General features: G+C 67.2%; 14 protein-coding genes. 8 read left to right on the top strand and 6 right to left on the bottom strand.

The window, feature by feature from the left end; genetic code table 11:
- Positions 1-45: 45 nt before the first annotated feature.
- The 5 genes from ACT3SZ_RS01150 to ACT3SZ_RS01130 form a co-directional block, all read right to left on the bottom strand.
- Positions 46-2,115 (bottom strand): ATP-binding protein, encoded by a 2,070-nt coding sequence (locus ACT3SZ_RS01150; RefSeq protein ID WP_444616016.1) that lies wholly within the window; start codon positions 2,113-2,115, stop codon positions 46-48.
- 26 nt (positions 2,116-2,141) lie between these two features.
- Positions 2,142-3,737 (bottom strand): acyl-CoA carboxylase subunit beta, encoded by a 1,596-nt coding sequence (locus ACT3SZ_RS01145; RefSeq protein ID WP_444616015.1) that lies wholly within the window; start codon positions 3,735-3,737, stop codon positions 2,142-2,144.
- Positions 3,734-5,485 (bottom strand): acyclic terpene utilization AtuA family protein, encoded by a 1,752-nt coding sequence (locus ACT3SZ_RS01140; protein ID WP_444616014.1) that lies wholly within the window; start codon positions 5,483-5,485, stop codon positions 3,734-3,736. Before ACT3SZ_RS01140 ends, ACT3SZ_RS01145 begins: the two co-directional genes overlap by 4 nt.
- Before the next feature lie 278 nt (positions 5,486-5,763).
- On the bottom strand, positions 5,764-6,699 hold the full coding sequence (locus tag ACT3SZ_RS01135; RefSeq protein WP_444616013.1) for an LmeA family phospholipid-binding protein: 936 nt from the start codon (positions 6,697-6,699) through the stop codon (positions 5,764-5,766).
- 92 nt (positions 6,700-6,791) lie between these two features.
- Positions 6,792-7,289, bottom strand: coding sequence for a DUF2505 domain-containing protein (locus tag ACT3SZ_RS01130; RefSeq protein ID WP_301442737.1), 498 nt, complete (start codon positions 7,287-7,289; stop codon positions 6,792-6,794).
- A gap of 65 nt (positions 7,290-7,354) precedes the next feature.
- Between ACT3SZ_RS01130 and ACT3SZ_RS01125 the strand changes: the two genes are divergently transcribed.
- The 6 genes from ACT3SZ_RS01125 (at position 7,355) to ACT3SZ_RS01100 (ending at position 13,467) form a co-directional block, all read left to right on the top strand.
- A complete protein-coding gene (locus tag ACT3SZ_RS01125; RefSeq protein ID WP_444616011.1) occupies positions 7,355-8,509 on the top strand; it encodes a UDP-N-acetylmuramate dehydrogenase in 1,155 nt (384 codons plus the stop codon).
- A gap of 58 nt (positions 8,510-8,567) precedes the next feature.
- Positions 8,568-9,938 carry a D-inositol-3-phosphate glycosyltransferase gene (gene mshA / locus ACT3SZ_RS01120; protein WP_444616010.1) on the top strand — a complete coding sequence of 457 codons (1,371 nt, stop codon included), beginning with the start codon at positions 8,568-8,570 and terminating at the stop codon, positions 9,936-9,938.
- 10 nt (positions 9,939-9,948) lie between these two features.
- The gene (locus ACT3SZ_RS01115; RefSeq protein WP_444616009.1) at positions 9,949-10,524 is read left to right on the top strand and encodes a YbjN domain-containing protein; all 576 of its coding nucleotides are present in this window, start codon (positions 9,949-9,951) and stop codon (positions 10,522-10,524) included.
- Positions 10,525-10,587: 63 nt separating this feature from the next.
- Entirely contained in the window at positions 10,588-11,343 is a 756-nt protein-coding gene (locus tag ACT3SZ_RS01110) for a phosphoglyceromutase (protein WP_444616008.1), read from the top strand.
- 48 nt (positions 11,344-11,391) lie between these two features.
- On the top strand, positions 11,392-12,624 hold the full coding sequence (locus tag ACT3SZ_RS01105) for a sensor histidine kinase (RefSeq protein WP_444616007.1): 1,233 nt from the start codon (positions 11,392-11,394) through the stop codon (positions 12,622-12,624).
- A 135-nt stretch (positions 12,625-12,759) separates the two neighbouring features.
- On the top strand, positions 12,760-13,467 hold the full coding sequence (locus ACT3SZ_RS01100; RefSeq protein WP_444616006.1) for a response regulator: 708 nt from the start codon (positions 12,760-12,762) through the stop codon (positions 13,465-13,467).
- 10 nt (positions 13,468-13,477) lie between these two features.
- Here ACT3SZ_RS01100 and ACT3SZ_RS01095 read toward each other — a convergent pair whose 3' ends face one another.
- Entirely contained in the window at positions 13,478-14,398 is a 921-nt protein-coding gene (locus ACT3SZ_RS01095) for a hypothetical protein (protein ID WP_444616004.1), read from the bottom strand.
- Between the two features lie 33 nt (positions 14,399-14,431).
- Here ACT3SZ_RS01095 and ACT3SZ_RS01090 point away from each other — a divergent pair, with 33 nt between their 5' ends.
- On the top strand, positions 14,432-15,400 hold the full coding sequence (locus ACT3SZ_RS01090; RefSeq protein ID WP_444616003.1) for a Ppx/GppA phosphatase family protein: 969 nt from the start codon (positions 14,432-14,434) through the stop codon (positions 15,398-15,400).
- 275 nt (positions 15,401-15,675) lie between these two features.
- The gene (locus tag ACT3SZ_RS01085) at positions 15,676-16,605 is read left to right on the top strand and encodes a hypothetical protein (RefSeq protein WP_444616002.1); all 930 of its coding nucleotides are present in this window, start codon (positions 15,676-15,678) and stop codon (positions 16,603-16,605) included.
- Positions 16,606-16,640: the final 35 nt, after the last annotated feature.

Genomic DNA, 16,640 nt, shown 5'->3' with positions numbered 1-16,640 from the left:
GACATGGGTTTTCTCCTTAGAGTGTGAAGCTCGTGAAAGTGGTGGTTAGTCGTCTGATTCGGGGGTGTCGATGACCGCCAACAGGGTGCCGGTCTCGATGTGGTCTCCGGCGGCTGCGGCGAGTTCGGCCACGGTGCCGTCGGAGGTGGCTGAGATGGTGTGCTCCATCTTCATGGCCTCGATCGTCATGAGTTTCTGGCCGGTGGTGACCGTGTCGCCCACGGCGACGGACACGCTGGTGACCGTCCCGGGCATGGGCGCGACGAGCGCGCCTTCGGCGACGATGTCGGCCGGGTCGTCGTAGCGGGGCCGTTCGGTGAGGGTGACCGGGCCCAGGGCGGAGTCCACGCCGACACCGCCATCGGGGTAGCGGTGCACGGTGAGGGTGCGGCGGATGCCGTCCACCTCGACGACGACGGTCGCCGGGGTGCCGGCGTCGCGGGTGACTCCCTGCGCCGGGGTCACTTCCACGAGTCGGACGTCCTGCTCGCCGCCGAGGGTGACGGTCTCTGCGCCGGTGGAGCGTGAGGAGCGCACGACGTCGACCTGCACGCCGTCGTCGCTGTCGTTCTGTTCCGCCTGGTCGCTGAGGAAGCGGTGGGTGGTGCGGGCGTCGCCGAAGAGGCGGAAACCACTGCGCACGTGCTTGGTGTGGCGTGTGTCAGCGGTGGCTGCCTCGGCGACGACGGCGGCGGCGAAGGCGGAGACCGCCACGGCCGTGCCATCGGCGAGCGTGGTCGCCGAGACCTCGGGGTGGGTCTTCTCCAGGAAGGCGGTGTTGATGTCGCCGGCGCGGAAGTCCGCATCATCCAGGATGGAGACCAGCTGGTCACGGTTGGTTCCTAGGCCGTGGATACGGGCCCGGCGCAGCGTGCCACTGAGCCGTCCCACGGCCTCGGCACGCGTCGGTGCCCAGGAGATGACCTTGGCGAGCATCGCGTCGTAGTTCACACCGACCACGGCAGGACGCCCCGGGCGGGCCTCCGGGCCGGCGTCCAGCCGGATGCCGGGCACGTGCGGCCCGGCGAAGGACGAGACCACGTCGTCGAAGTCGAAGCGCAGGACCTCACCGGACATCGGCCGGTAGTCGTGGCGGGGATCCTCGGCGTAGACGCGGGCCTCCACGGCCCAGCCGATTAGCTCCGGCGGGTTCTCGGCCGGCAGGGGCAGCCCGGCGGCAACGTCGAACTGCAGACCCACCAGGTCCAGGCCGGTGGTGGCCTCGGTGACCGGGTGCTCGACCTGCAGGCGGGTGTTGACCTCCAGGAAGAAGAACTCGCCCTTGTCATTGGCCAGGAACTCCACGGTGCCGGCACCGCTGTAGTCGATGGCGTGGGCGGCGGCGCGGGCCGCCTCGAACAGTCGGTCGCGCATCCCGTCGACCCGCTCCACCAGCGGCGACGGGGCTTCCTCGATGACCTTCTGGTGGCGGCGCTGGATCGAGCATTCGCGCTCGCCCACCGCCCACACGCCACCGTGGTTGTCGGCCATGAGCTGGACCTCGATGTGGCGTCCGGACTCGATGTAGCGCTCGATGAACACCGTGCCGTCGCCGAAGGCGCTCTCGGCCTCGCGGACGGCGGCGGCGGTCTCGGACTCCAGCTCGTCCATGGTGCGCACCACGCGCATACCGCGGCCACCACCACCGGCGGAGGCCTTGACCAGCACCGGGAGCATGTCCTCGGTGATCTCGGAGGTCTCCAGGTTGGTGAGAACCGGTACTCCGGCGGCCTCCATCAACTTCTTGGCCTCGGTCTTGGAGCCCATTGCGTCGATGGCGGCGGGGGAGGGGCCGATCCAGGTCAGCCCGGCGTCGATGACGGCGCGGGCGAAGCCGGCGTTCTCCGACAGGAAACCGTAACCGGGGTGGACGGCGTCGGCGCCGGTGCGCCTCGCAGCGTCCAGCACGGCCTCGGCGTTGAGGTAGGTCTCGGCCGGTGCATTGCCGGGCAGCCGGACGGCGGCGTCGGCCTCCAGGGCGAAAGGTTCGTTGGCGTCGGCGTCGGAGTAGACGGCGACGGTGGACAGGCCCCGGTTGCGCGCGGTGGTGAACACGCGTCGGGCGATCTCACCACGGTTGGCGACGAGGACTGTCGTCAAAACTGATTGCGTCATGTCTTCCTTCATCTTGTTAGCAGCCGTCACATCCGGAAGACGCCGAAGCCCTCGGCGCCCTCCACCGGTCCGGAATGGATGGCGGACAGCGCCATACCCACCACGGCGCGGGTGTCGCGGGGGTCGATGACACCGTCGTCGTAGAGCATCCCGGACATCTTCAATGGGGCGGACTCGGCGTCGGCCTGCGTCTTGAGCATGTCGTAGAGCTGCTTCTCGGCATCCTCGGAGTAGTCCAGGCCACGACCGCGGGCGGACTGGGCGCTGATGCTGCTGATCACGGAGGCGAGCTGTTCGGAGCCCATCACCGCCGACCGGGCGGACGGCCAGGCGAAGACGAAACGCGGGTCGAAGGCGCGACCGCACATTCCGTAGTGGCCGGCGCCGTAGCTGGCGGCGGTGATCAGGGAGATGTGCGGAACCTTCGAGTTGGATACCGCGTTGATCATCATCGCGCCGTGCTTGATGATGCCCTGCTGCTCGTACTCCTTGCCGACCATGTAGCCGGTCGTGTTGTGCATGAAGATCAGGGGAGTGTCGGTCTGGTTGGCCAGCTGGATGAACTGGGTGGCCTTCTGTGCTTCTTCGCTGAACAGCACGCCGCGCGAGTTGGCGAGGATGCCCACCGGGTAGCCGTGGACCTGCGCCCAGCCGGTGACCAGGCCGGAGCCGTAACGGGGCTTGAACTCGTCGAATTCGCTGGCGTCGACGAAACGTCCGATGATCTCGTAGGGGTCGTAGGGGACCTTGAGTCCATCGGGGACGATGGCGAGCAGGTCCTCCTCGTCGAGCACCGGGGCGGCGACGTCCGTCGTGGGCGTCTGCCCCTTGCGGCGCCAGTTGAGGCGGCGGACGATGGAGCGTCCGATGCGCGCGGCGTCCAGCTCATCGAGGGCGAGGTAGTCGCCGAGGCCGGAGACGTCGGTGTGCATCTGCGCACCACCCAGGCTCTCGTCATCGGTGATCTCACCGGTGGCGGCCTTGACCAGCGGCGGGCCGGCGAGGAAGACCTTGGAACGCTCCTTGATCATCACCACGTGGTCGGACATGCCGGGGATGTAGGCGCCACCGGCGGTGCAGTTGCCGTAGACGATGGCAATGGTGGGGATGCCCTCCTTCGACAGCTGGGTGATGTCGCGGAACATCGCGCCGCCGGGGACGAACACCTCCTTCTGGCTGCGCAGGTCCGCACCGCCGGACTCCACCAGGGTGAGCACGGGCAGGCGGTTCTTACGGGCGATCTCCTGCAGGCGGTTGCACTTGCGCAACGTCCACTCATTGGAGGCGCCGCCCTTGACCGTGGGGTCGTTGGCGACGATGAGGCAGTCCACTCCTTCGACCGTGCCGATGCCGCCGACGACCGAACCGCCGACGGCGAAGTCGGTGCCGAAGCCGGCCATGGTGCACAGTTCCAGGAAGGGCGAACCCTGGTCGAGCAGAGAGTCGATGCGCTCACGCGGCGTCATCTTGTCGCGGCTGCGCAGCTTCTCGAGGGACTTCTCGCCGCCGCCGGTGAAGGCGGACTCATAGGCCTCCCGGATCTCGCCGAGCTTGTCCTCCATGGACTGCCGGTTGGCCTGGTACTCCTCGGAGCCTGGGGCCACAGCTGTCGATGCGGTCATGATGCGTCCTTCCTATCTGTACTGGTGCTGCTGGTGCTGCTGGCGTCGAGCAGGGATACGGGGACGTCGACGACGCGCGAACGCAACCATTCGCCGAGCCCCTTACCCTGCGGGTCGAACCGGGCACCGTGGGCGACACCCTGACCGAGGATGTCCTGCACGACCACGTTCACCGCGTTGAGGTGCGGCAGGGCGAAGACCTCGACGTCGAGGTCCGCGGTCTCCGGGAGCAGGGTCTTGACCGTCTCGGGGGTGATGGTCTCCACGAGCCACGGGTAGGCGGCCTCATCGCGGGTCCACAGGCCGATGTTCGCGCTGCCACCCTTGTCGCCGCTGCGGGCGTCGGCGAGCAGTCCGATCGGCGCGCGCCGGGTCTCACCCGGCACGCCGCCGGTCGGGACCGGTTCGTCGGTGTAGGACGATCCGAGCTCCGTGGTGGCCTGCGGCGGGGCGATGGTCACCGTGGAGCCGTCGGCGAGGTTGGCGGTGTGCACCGGCACGTCGTTGTCGACGTAGGCCGGGGAGAACGTCCCGTACATACTGGGCTTCGGCGGGACGCCGTCGAAGAAGGTGCCCGGCGGGGATGCCAGGGCGGTGCCCACTACGCCACGTCCCCACTCGGCGATGAGGTTCTGGTCCATGTCCCACACCACGCACACCAGGCGTGCCGAGGCCGCGGCCTGGGTATCCGCGTCCGGGTGGTCGGTGCGCTCCAGCCGGTACTCCACGGTGCGTGGGCGCGGCTCGAGGGTGTCGAGCTGGCGGGTGAACAGGTCAGCCTTGTCCTCCACGTCCAACCCGGAGAACAGGACCTGCACCTCATTGCGGAAGCCGCCGAGCTTGTTCACGCTGACCTTGGTGGTGGGCGGGGGAGCGTCGCCGGTGGCACCACTGATGCGTACCCGGTTGTCGCCGAGGTCCTCCACACGCAGGTGGTCGAGACGCAGGACAGCGTCCGGCCCGGCGTAGCGGGCACCGGTGACCTCGTAGAGCAGCTGGGCGATCACGGTGCCGGCGGTGACCGCACCGCCGGTGCCCTCATGCTTGGTGATGACCGAGGAGCCGTCCTCGTTGACCTCGGCGAGTGGGAAGCCGGGCATCACCGGGCGGCCGTCGAGGGCTCCGCGGTTGAATCCGGAGTAGTTTCCGCCGGTGGCCTGGGTCCCGCACTCGATGACGTGGCCTGCGGCCATGGCACCGGCGATCTGGTCGTGGTCGTCCGGACCCCAACCGAAGTGGTGGATGGCTGGTGCCACGACCACCGAGGCGTCGGTGACGCGGCCGGTGACCACGATGTCGGCGCCGGAGGAGAGGCACTCGACGATGCCGAATGCCCCGAGGTAGGCGTTGGCGCAGAGCGCATCAGGAACAGTCGGTCGTAATGGTTCCCGGACGTCATCACCGTCGACGTAGGCGACGGTGAGGTCCAGTCCGCGCTCGCTGATCTTCTCGCGCAGCGCGGCCGCGAGGCCGGACGGGTTGAGCCCGCCGGCGTTCGTCACGACCTTGACGCCGCGCTCGGAAATGCTGTCGAGGCAGGAGTCCAGGTGGTCGATGAACCGCTTGGCGTAGCCCAGCGTGGGGTCCTTCATCATTCCCTTGGCCAGGATGAGCATGGTGAGTTCGGCCAGGTAGTCGCCGGTGAGGTAGTCGATGTCACCGCCGTCGAGCATTTCTTTCATCGCGCTGTCGCGGTCACCGTAGAAGCCGGAGAAGTTGGCGATTCTCACGGGTGGGGTGTCACTCAAGGAAAGCCTCCGAGTGTTGTCTGTGCAGTGGAATGCTTCCGGAGACTAATACTGTGGTTCGCCTACGGAAATCATGCTGCTAGTTGTAGCACCCAGAAACAATCACGCGTGACCGATTGGAGCATTCACTCCATGTGCGCCAGATCACACCCCCATGTGGGGGAGAGGTGCGGGAGCGGCAGTGTGCCGTCCCAACGCAGAAAGCAACCCCACAGGTTGGTCGTGCCAACCTGTGGGGTTGCTCTCTCGGGATGCCCGCGCGGGGCGGGCTTGGCTGGTTAGCCCTCCTGAGTGTCCTGTCCTGAGTCCTGCCCCGAGTCATCCGAGAAGCTGGAGGTGGACGAGGAGACGTCGTCGAGGCTCACGTCCGTGCCGTGTAGCTGGACCGTCAGGCCGTCCTCGGTGATCGTCGCATCCTGGATCTGCAGGCCCTCAACGTCGTTGACGGTCTCCTGCAGTGAGTCGGTGAGCGACTGCACCATCGACTCCGGCAGGTCCATCCCCAGGATCTGCAGGTTCTGCACCTCGAAGTTCAGTGCACCATTGTCGACGACCGGGGTCATGCTCAGCGTCGCCAGCCCGCCGGTGATCTCCAGGTCCATGGTGTTGTCGGCGGTGTTCATCTGCACGCCCGTGACTTCGATGAGGCCCTCGAGCAGGCCGCCTGCGCCCTCGGCGTCGTCACCGGAGCCCTCCGCCTGCGACTTCTGGATCTCCGAGAGTAGGAAGTCCGGCGGAAGGGTGGTGTCCACGGTGATCTCACCGGCGGTGGGATTGTCACTGTCGGTGGACATGTCCTTGGCGTTGATCTTCATCGCCGGCTGACCGGTGACGACCGGGCGCGATTGGTCGGAGTCCTCGTAGGTCACGTCCAGGCTGGAAGGCAGGTCGGCCTCGAAGGAGGGGATCTTGCCCTGCAGTAGTCCGAGCAGGAGGGGAGACGTGCCGAAACTCACCGAGGGGTCCTCGGTGAGTTCGGTGCCGCGCTCTTCCGCGGAGGAACGGATCTCGTCGACCACCGTGTTCTTCGCGTAGGCGCGCAGTCCGAATTCGGCGACCGCCGCCAGGATGGCGAGGACGATGATGACGACGAGGAGAATCTTCCACCACCGGCCCGACCGCTTGCGTCCGGCGTTGCCGCCGTCCTGCGGTGATTGGGCCCCCCAGCCCTGCGGGCCGGCGGCGGATGGTCCGGTGCTGTTTGAAGTGCTCACCGGACCAGTGTGAACCATGACTACCCACTGGCGCCAGCAATACGGCGATTATCCGGTGGATTGTGCGGTGATCCGCAGGTTCACGGGGTGGATCAGAGGTTTTCCTTGATCCAGGTGTCGATGAGGGTGTTCTCGTTGTTGATGATGTCGCGGACGGCGTCGGCGACCTTGGGCTCGATGACCGGGCCGACCATGGGGATGGTGACGTCGATGTCGGCCTCGGCGGACAGGGTGGTGGAGTCGCCCTCACCGGTGAGGGTCAGCTCGGCGCCGAACTTGACCGGGGCGCCCTTGACCTCGGCGGCCATGTCGCCGTTGACGACGCCGTCCTTCTCATCACCGAAGGTGACGGTGCGCTTGAGCTTCAGGTTCTGGGAGACCATGGAGCGCACGGCCTCGGGCAGTGCGTCGGTGGGCAGGACCTCGAAGAGGACGACCTCGATGGGCTCGGCGGTGAAGGAGTTGACCTCGCCGGGGACCTCGGACAGGTTCTGGGCCTCGTACTCCCAGTACTCCTTGGAGCTCAGGGCCTTGATGACCTTGTCCAGCGGGTGGTTGACGGTCGTGGAGGACTCGATGTGTGTTGTCATGCAGAAAGGCTAACATCATAAGTGTGCCACGTCCTGATTTTACGTTCCAGCCGAGAATAATTTCCTTGCCCTCCGCAACGTTAGGGCATCTGACCAGTAGGGATGACGTCGAAACGTCGTCGCGAAGCTTCGCTGACTTGACCACATTGCGGGTCGGCGGTGCCCCCGCGCACACCCTGTGCTGTCGCTCGGCGGATGCCGTCGCCGAGGTTGTACGCAGCCTCGATGAGGCTGGCGTCCCCCTTCTCGTCGTCGGTGGCGGCTCCAACCTCGTCGTCGGCGAGGACGTCGCCGGCCTCGTCGCCGTCGTGCTGGAGAGCGAGGGGAAGGACGGTACAGACGTCGCGATCGACGCGGCGTCCGGCGTGGTCAGGGCTTTTGCCGGGGTAGTGTGGGACGACCTCGTCGCCGCCACGGTCGACGCCGGCCTCGGTGGCCTGGAATGCCTGTCCGGCATTCCTGGCTCCGTCGGTGCGACCCCGGTGCAGAACGTCGGCGCTTATGGTGCGGAGGTCTCCCAGACGCTGCACCGCGTGCAGTTGTTCGATCGCTCCACGGGGGAGACCTCGTGGGTGTCACCGGAGTCTCTGGAGCTGGGCTACCGCTACTCCAACCTGAAATTCACCTCGCGCGCGGTGGTCACCGCCGTGGAGTTTTCCCTGTCCACCGACGGTCTCAGCGCCCCGTTGCGCTTCGGGGAGCTGGCGCGCCGACTCGGCGTGACCGAGCAGGACGGGACGTCGCGGCGTCCTGCCTCCGAGGTCCGCGACATGGTGCTGGAGCTGCGTCGCGGCAAGGGCATGGTCCTCGACGATGCCGATCACGACACCTGGTCGGCCGGGTCCTTCTTCACCAACCCTGTCGTCGACGCGGCGACGGCCGATGAGGTGCAGCGCCTGGTGGCGTCTTCGCGTGGGGAGCAGGACGCTGCGGCGATGCCGCGCTTCCCGGCCGGTGACGCTGCGGGGGAGAAGATGGAGAAACTCTCGGCGGCCTGGCTGATCGAGCGCGCGGGCTTTGCGCGGGGCTGGCACGTTCCCGGTAGCGAACGGGCGGGTCTGTCGAGCAAGCACACGCTGGCGCTGACGAACCGGGGGCAGGCGTCCTCTGCGGACATCGTGGAACTCGCCCGCGCGGTGCGCGACGGGGTGCGCGAGGCCTTCGGGGTGACGCTGGTGCCCGAGCCTGTATGGATCGGCGTGACGCTCGACCCCGAATAAGTCTCTGGGTAAGGATCCGAGTAGCACGCGGGTACGGCCCGGCATATTCTGGGACGTTATGCGCGTCGCCATGATCTCCATGCACACCTCGCCGCTGGAACAACCCGGGATCGGGGACGCCGGCGGGATGAACGTCTACGTCCGCAATGTCGCCGAGCATCTCGCTGGCCATGGCGTGGAGGTCGATGTCTTTACCCGCGCCACGCGCGCCTCCCAGGGTGAGGTCGTGCAGGTCGCGCCGGGATTGCGGGTGATCAACTGTGTGGCGGGGCCCTTCGAGGGGCTGCCCAAGGAGTCGCTGCCCACGCAGCTCGCAGCGTTCACCGGCTCGGTGCTGTCCTTCGTGCGTCGCGAGGCGGCGGCGGCCGATACGTCCGGCACGTCCGGCACGTCCGGCGCCGCCGACCGCACTGGTGCGGGACGCTACGACCTGATCCACTCGCACTACTGGCTGTCCGGCCAGGTCGGCTGGCTGCTGCGTGACCTGTGGGGCGTGCCGCTGGTGCACACCGCGCACACCTGGGCGGCGGTGAAGAACCTCGGGCTGGCCGAGGGCGACACCCCGGAGCCGGAGTCCCGCCGCATCTGCGAGCAGCAGATCATCGACAACGCCGACCGCATCATCGTCAATACGCAGGACGAGGCGGACGCCCTGGTCACCGCCTATGACGCCGACACCGCCGACCTCACGGTCGTCTCCCCGGGCGTGGACGTCGACCGGTTCACCCCCGGCTCCGACCGGGCCACCGAGCGAGCCCGCCGCGAACTCGGCATCCCGCTGCGCGCCAAGGTCATTGCCTTCATCGGACGTCTGCAGGCGCTCAAGGGACCGCACATCCTGCTGCGCGCCGCCGCCGACCTGATCCGGCGGCACCCGGAGCAGAACATCCGCGTGGTGATCTGCGGCGGGCCGTCCGGCACGGGTATGGAACGTCCGGACGAACTGCATGAACTCGCCGCCGAGCTCGGGGTGTCCGGCTACGTGCGGTTCCTGTCGCCGCGCCCGCCGGAGGAACTGGTCAGTGTCTACCAGGCCGCCGATATCATCGCCGTGCCCAGCTACAACGAGTCCTTCGGCCTGGTGGCGCTGGAGGCCCAAGCGTCCGGCACACCGGTGGTCGCCGCCCGCGTCGGCGGTCTGCCGCTGACCGTGACGGAGGGGGAGAGCGGCGTGCTCGTCGACGGGCACGACCCCGCCGACTGGGCCAGTGCGCTGGAGAACCTGATCATGGACGATGACCTGCGTAACTCCATGTCCGACCTCGCCCCGTCCCACGCCGCCGAGTACTCCTGGGACGTGACCGTGGACCGGATGGTCGCCGAGTACTCCTCACTTGTGGAGCGGTGGCGCTCCCACGGATGCTCGGAACCCGGTGTGGCGCTGAGTTCCCTGGCCTCCCGTGACCCCAGCGGTACCACGGGCGGGTAAGTTCGATCCCATGGAACTACAGCAGCTGCAAGAACTTCTTCACGCCGCGGAGGTCGACTTCGAGGTCTCCAACGACGTGGCCGTGGTCGTGCTGCCCGGTGAACGCCGGCTGAAGACCAACGCCCTGTTCATCCCGCAGGACGGCATGCTGCGCGTCGAAGCCTTCGTGTGCCGCGCGGTCGAAGAGGCTCACGCGGAAGTCTACCGCCTGCTGCTGCAGCACAACCGCAAGGCCTACGGCGTGCACTACACGCTGGACAACAACAACGACATCTACCTCGCCGGCCAGTTCCCCGACACCACCACCGCCGAGGACGTGCAGCGCATCCTCGGCCAGGTCCTGGAGCTCGCCGACGGGGACTTCAACCACATCCTGGAGCTGGGTTTCGAGACGTCGATCAGGCGTGAGTGGGAGTGGCGGCTCGACCGCGGGGAGTCCACCCGCAACCTCGAGGCGTTCCAGCGGCTGCGTCCCGGCTACGAGGACGAGCGCGCCGCCGAGCGTAAGGACCGGGCGGACCGCGCAGAGCGCGCAGGACGCGCCGGGGGTGGGCAGGGCACCCCGTCGGCGCCACCGACGCCGTAGCGTCCTGCCGCGTCCTGTCGCGTCCCCCTGTGCGGTGGGCCGATGCGTGGCACAATGAGAACCATGAGTGAAAACAACCATGGCACGCTGATCCTCCTCCGCCACGGGCAGAGCGAGTGGAATGCTTCTAACCAGTTCACCGGCTGGGTGGACGTCGACCTCACCGACCAGGGACGGGAGGAGGCCGTGCGCGGCGGCAAGATGATCGCCGAGGCAGGCCTGGAGCCCACTGTCCTGTACACCTCGCTGTTGCGCCGGGCCATCACCACCGCCAACCTGGCGTTGGACGCCGCCGACCGCCACTGGATCCCCGTGGTGCGCGACTGGCGCCTCAACGAGCGCCACTACGGTGCGCTGCAGGGCCTGAACAAGGCCGAGACCAAGGAAAAGTACGGCGAGGACCAGTTCATGGCGTGGCGTCGGAGCTACGACACCCCGCCGCCGGAGCTGGAGGACGGCACCGAGTACTCCCAGTCGGACGACCCGCGCTACGCCAACCTGGCCGAGGTTCCGAAGACCGAGTGCCTGCTCGACGTGGTCAAGCGCTTCATCCCCTACTACGAGACCTCCATCCTGCCCCGCCTGGAGGCAGGGGAGACCGTGGTCGTCGCCGCACACGGCAACTCGCTGCGTGCGTTGGTCAAGCACCTCGACAAGATCTCCGACGAGGACATCGCCGGGCTGAACATCCCGACCGGCATCCCGCTGGTCTACCGCTTCGACGAGAAGGGCTCGGTGCTCAACCCGGGCGGCGAGTACCTCGACCCGGAGGCCGCCGAGGCTGGCGCCGCCGCGGTCGCCGCCCAGGGCGGCAAGTAAGCCACGGCGTAGGACGGGACGAGACGGGACGAGTAGGACGCAACGGACGTGGAATCAGAGATCGTCCTGCCGTTGGCCGGGGGAGTCCTGCTGGGGCTCGTCGTAGGCATCGCCGTCACCCTGGTGGTGACGGTGCTTCGCCGACGGGCGGACCGGCGTGAAAAGGAACGAATCCGCCGGGAGACCCAGCACAATCGGGTGTCGACCATCGCCCAGGTGATGCACTTCGCCCTGGAATCGTCCCCGCTGGGGGTCGCGGTGGTCGACCTGCGCGAGGACTTGGTATTCACCAACCGCAGTGTGCAGGATCTCGGGGTGGTCGAGGGCCGGCACCTCGTCCCGGAGGTGCACCGCCTGGCCCAGCGCGTCTTCGATGACGGGGAGCCGCGCGACGGTGTGCTGCATCCCGGTACCGGGGCGGTGGGGCCGGTGTTCTCCGTGGCGGTGACCGTGCGGCTGCTGACCTCTGTGGACAGTAGGTTCGTGGTGGTCTACGCCAACGACAACTCCGAGAACGTGCGCATGGAGGCCGCTCGTCGCGACTTCGTGGCGAATGTCTCCCACGAGTTGAAGACCCCCGTCGGGGCGATCTCCCTGCTGGTGGAGACCATGCTGGAGGCCAGCGACGACCCGGACATGGTCGAGTATTTCGGCGACAAGCTCCAGATGGAAACCCGACGGGTCTCCACGATGATCTCCGAGTTGATCGGCCTGTCGAAGCTGCAGGGGGCCGAGTCGCTGCCCGACGTACGCCCGGTCAGCGTGGACCGGGTCATCGACAAGGCGGTGGAGCGATCCCGCGTTGCCGCGGAGGTCGAGAATATCGACCTGATCACCGACTCCCCGGGCGATGCCTGGCTCACCGGTGATGAGGAGCTCCTCGTCACCGCCGTGACGAACCTGATCGCCAACGCCATCAACTACTCGCCGGACGACACCCCGGTCAGCATCAGCCGGGCGGTCCGTGGTTCTTCGGTGGTGATCCGGGTGACCGACCGGGGCATCGGCATCGCCCCGGACCAGCAGAAGCGGGTCTTCGAACGCTTCTTCCGTGTGGACAAGGCCCGCTCCCGGGCCACTGGCGGCACCGGGTTGGGACTCGCGGTGGTCAAGCACACCGTGATCAACCACGGCGGCAATGTCTCCTTGTGGTCGCAGCCGGGCACGGGGTCGACCTTCTCCCTGGAGTTCCCGGTGCTGGACCGTTCCGCGGTTGCCGAGGAAAACGTTCCCGACCAGGACCGTTTCACCGAGGAGCAACTGCTCGCCCGTGGTCAATGACCGCGTTCACCCGGCAGGATCCGCGCGCGGAGTTTACAATAACGTCGTCTCCCGGCAACCTCGCCGGGAATCGTCAGCTCCATCCTGTCCGGCCGTACCGCGGCCGGCGCAACGTGTGAGGACCATATTCCCGCTATGTCCAGTGACCGTCCCACCGTCCTGCTCGTCGAGGACGAGGAATCACTCGCCGAACCGTTGGCCTTTCTCCTCCAGAAGGAGGGGTTCGGGGTCTACACCGCCGCCGATGGGCCGACCGCGCTGAAGCTTTTCGACGCACACGGCATCGACCTGGTGCTGCTCGACGTGATGTTGCCCGGCATGTCCGGCACCGAGGTGTGCACCCAACTGCGCGCGGTCTCTTCGGTGCCGGTGATCATGGTCACCGCCCGCGACAGTGAGATCGACAAGGTCGTGGGCCTGGAGATCGGTGCCGACGACTACGTGACCAAGCCCTACTCCGCCCGCGAACTCATCGCCCGTATTCGTGCGGTGCTGCGACGCGGGGGAGACAGCGCGCTGGACGAGGGGGAGGGCGACGACAGCCTGGTGCTGCGCAGCCCACGGGTGGTGCTGGACGTGGAACGCCACACCGTTGCCGTCGACGGCGACCCGGTGGCCTTGCCGCTCAAGGAGTTCGATCTGCTGGAGTACCTGATGCGCAATGAGGGGCGCGTGCTCACCCGCGGCCAGTTGATCGACCGGGTGTGGGGCATCGACTACGTCGGCGACACCAAGACCCTGGACGTGCACGTCAAGCGGCTGCGATCGAAGATCGAGCAGACCCCGTCCTCGCCGTCGATCCTGGTGACAGTGCGGGGGCTGGGCTACAAGTTCGAGGGGTAGCGGTACTGCGTTAGCGGTGCGCCGCGGCGGTCGCCGGGTGGATCGAGAGCAGGGGGAAGCCGGACGGCGCCAGGCGCGCCATCTCCTCGCGCTGACGGCAGTGCTCGGCCACCACGTCATAAGCCTCGGTGCCGATAAGTTCGCACAGTTCCTCGGCATGGGTGGACCACAGGGCCTCGTCGCCGGTGTGGCAGCCCGGGTCCGAGGTGCAGTACCAGTCGAAGTCCTCTCCGCCGGCACCCCACCCGCGCCGCGTGTACTCGGTGACCGTGGTGCGCAGCACCTCCGCGCCGTCCGACCTGGTCTCCCAGTCCTCCAACCGGCGCAGCGGCAGCTGCCAGCAGACCTCGGGCTTGGCCACGGTCAGGGCGACGTCGTTCTTCAGCGCCCAGCCGTGCAATGCGCAGCCGGCACCACCGGGATGATCGGCGCGGTTGGCGAAGACGCAGGCACCCTCGTGCACCCGGGTCTTGAGGGCGGGTTCCGGCTCGCCGGAGTCGGTGTCGTCGCCGTCGAGTTCGTCCCACACCAGCCACGGCTCGATGCCGTCGGACGCGGGTTCCGATTCCTGGGCACCATCCATCACCATGGAACGGAACTGCCAGTCCTCGTCGGTCAGCTGGGGCACGATTTCGGCGAGGGCACCGCGGTCGTCATCGTCGGTGAGGAAGGCGCCGTGCACGCAACAGCCCACGTCGGGGTGCTCGGCGTCGATGCCGTGGCAGGCATCCGTGCCGAAGCGGCACCGGTAGGTTGACAGGAGCCACGTAAGATCGACCGAGACGATGTGTTCGGAATCCGCCGGGTCGGTGAACTCCAGGTACTCGCGCGGATGATCGGCGGGAGTCTCCTGTCCTGAACGCACCGAGAGGTCGGCCGGGGTCCCGTCCGGGTAGCCGCTGGTGATGTTGGAAAGAACAGAATGGGTCACGGTCAACACCGTAGACCGGATAGGGTTGAAACCGTGCGACTAGGTGTCTTGGATGTGGGAAGCAACACGGTCCACCTCGTGGTGGTGGACATGGCTCCGGGTGGTCCGCCAACCCCCATGAGCAACTGGAAGACGCCGATGCGGCTCGTCGAGTACCTCGACGAGGACGGCGCTATCACCGCGAAGGGCGTCCGCAAGCTGATCAAGGGGGTTGGGCTCGCCGCGGAGATGTCGGAACAGTTCCACTGTGACGAAATGCTGCCGTTCGCGACCTCGGCGCTGCGCTCGGCGACGAATTCCGAGGCCGTGCTGGCTGAGGTCGAGGAGCAGACCGGTGTGCAGCTGCGCATCCTGTCCGGCACTGCGGAGGCGGAGCTGACGTTCCTGGCGGTGCGCCGTTGGTTCGGCTGGTCTGCCGGACGCATCTGCGATCTGGACATTGGTGGTGGCTCCCTGGAGATGTCGGTGGGGGTCAACGAACTGCCGGACGTGGCGCTGTCGGTGAACCTGGGTGCCGGGCGCCTGACGCACGACTGGTTCCGGACGGACCCGCCCAGCCGCAAGGAGATCAAGGCACTGGCCGCCCATATCGACGAGACGCTCGAAGAGCCGGTCAAGCAGCTCAAGGAGGCTGGACCGGTGGACCTGGCGGTGGGTACGTCGAAGACCTTCCGGATGCTCGCACGCCTCACCGGTGCGGCTCCGTCATCGGCGGGGCCGCGGGTGCGACGGGTATTGACCCGCCCTGGTGTGCGGCAGTTGACCTCGTTTATCTCCCGGATGACGGCGGCGGACCGTGCGGAGCTCGAGGGCGTGTCCGTGGACCGCTCGGCACAGGTCGTCGCCGGTGCGCTCGTGGCTGAGGCGACGATGCGTCATCTGGGTATCGAGCAGCTGCAGTTGTGCCCGTGGGCGCTGCGTGAAGGTGTGATTCTGCGTCGGGCGGACGCCGCCGATGCGGCAGACTTCGACCCGAACATCGAGGTCGACAAGACCAGCTAATTGGCAGGTCGTCTGCTCCGGATGCCGGCGGTCTCTGCGGAGGGGGCTACGCTGGTGGGGTAGCGGCACTCGATGAAAGCACAGGTGGACGCACGGTTCACCCGGATTTCGTGGGCCCGTCGTTGCTTCGATGTGGGCTGTACACGTGATAACTGTAAACTGTCACCTGATAATTGAGACATGGGTGGCAGTCGTCGGGTAAGTTCGGCGGTCACGAAGGTGTCTTGGGCCTGCCGACCGGTCCGGCAGGTGATGACCGATGATGGGAACGACGGATGAGTGAGAAGCTGACTGTTGCGGAGCTTATGGCCCGCAACGCCAAGGACGGTGCTCGCAGAGCAGACCGTCCTCGGCGTCGACGCAACCTCGATGACGGTGGAGTCTCCGTCTCCGAGCTGACCGGTTCCATTCCCGTCGTCAATGATGAGGACCTCGCCGCTGCTGCCGACGACGGTAGTGACAGCGGCGATAGTGCTGTTCAGGCCGATCAGGTTGCCGACGCCCACCCCCACCGTGGTGGTCACGAACTCGATGACGGCCCGGCCGGGGACGCCACCGAGCAGGACGCTGCCGAAGAGGTCTCTGAGGACGCTACCGAGGACCTCGCTGAGGGCAACGACGACGAGGCCGACGAGGCCGCCGTCGTTGATGGGGAGGTCGTCGATGGGGAAGTTGTAGACGAGGAACTCCACGATGAGTCGCTCGATGAGCAGGTCTTCGACTCCAGTGCGACCACGGTCATTCCGCGCGTCGACCCTTCCGTCGATGATGCTGACGAGACCTCGGTGCAAGACTCGGTCCAGGACGACGAGGCTGACACCCCCGAGCCGCTCGAGGATCACGAGCCGGCCGAGACGGCTGTCCCCGACGCCGACGTCGACTCCGACGCCGCCCCCGTCGCAGAGGCCGAGGAGGGCGACTCCGACAAGATCGTCGAGTACGAGGACGACGCCATCTCCTGGCCCGCACTGCTGGGCCAGACCGCGATCGCGCTGGTGGTCGGAGTTGTCATCTTCTTCGGCTTCACCCTGCTGTGGGACAAGCTGCCCACCGCGCTTGTTCTGGTCATGGCCGGTGTCGTCACGCTGGTGTGTGTCGGCGTCGTCCACGCCCTGCTGCGCCACCGGCACACGCTCGTGCTGATCCTGGCGTTCATCGTTGGCCTGGTCATTACGCTCGGCCCGCGCCTGATCATGTCCGTCTGATACCCCGCAAGTGGCGTGCTTCACCCTCGCCTGGC

Origin of the sequence: Corynebacterium sp. AOP40-9SA-29, from assembly GCF_052377405.1 — a bacterium.
GTDB lineage: Bacteria > Actinomycetota > Actinomycetes > Mycobacteriales > Mycobacteriaceae > Corynebacterium.
The sequence above is the reverse complement of the archived record's forward strand: the minus strand, read 5'-3'. Positions and strand labels throughout refer to the sequence as shown.

Excerpts from the sequence above, each read along its gene's own strand:
- ACT3SZ_RS01150 (WP_444616016.1), bottom strand. The coding sequence starts at position 2,115 with ATGACGCAATCAGTTTTGACGACAGTCCTCGTCGCCAACCGTGGTGAG.
- ACT3SZ_RS01085 (WP_444616002.1), top strand. The coding sequence starts at position 15,676 with ATGAGTGAGAAGCTGACTGTTGCGGAGCTTATGGCCCGCAACGCCAAG.
- ACT3SZ_RS01115 (WP_444616009.1), top strand. The coding sequence starts at position 9,949 with ATGGAACTACAGCAGCTGCAAGAACTTCTTCACGCCGCGGAGGTCGAC.
- ACT3SZ_RS01100 (WP_444616006.1), top strand. The coding sequence starts at position 12,760 with ATGTCCAGTGACCGTCCCACCGTCCTGCTCGTCGAGGACGAGGAATCA.
- ACT3SZ_RS01145 (WP_444616015.1), bottom strand. The coding sequence starts at position 3,737 with ATGACCGCATCGACAGCTGTGGCCCCAGGCTCCGAGGAGTACCAGGCC.
- mshA (WP_444616010.1), top strand. The coding sequence starts at position 8,568 with ATGCGCGTCGCCATGATCTCCATGCACACCTCGCCGCTGGAACAACCC.
- ACT3SZ_RS01110 (WP_444616008.1), top strand. The coding sequence starts at position 10,588 with ATGAGTGAAAACAACCATGGCACGCTGATCCTCCTCCGCCACGGGCAG.
- ACT3SZ_RS01130 (WP_301442737.1), bottom strand. The coding sequence starts at position 7,289 with ATGACAACACACATCGAGTCCTCCACGACCGTCAACCACCCGCTGGAC.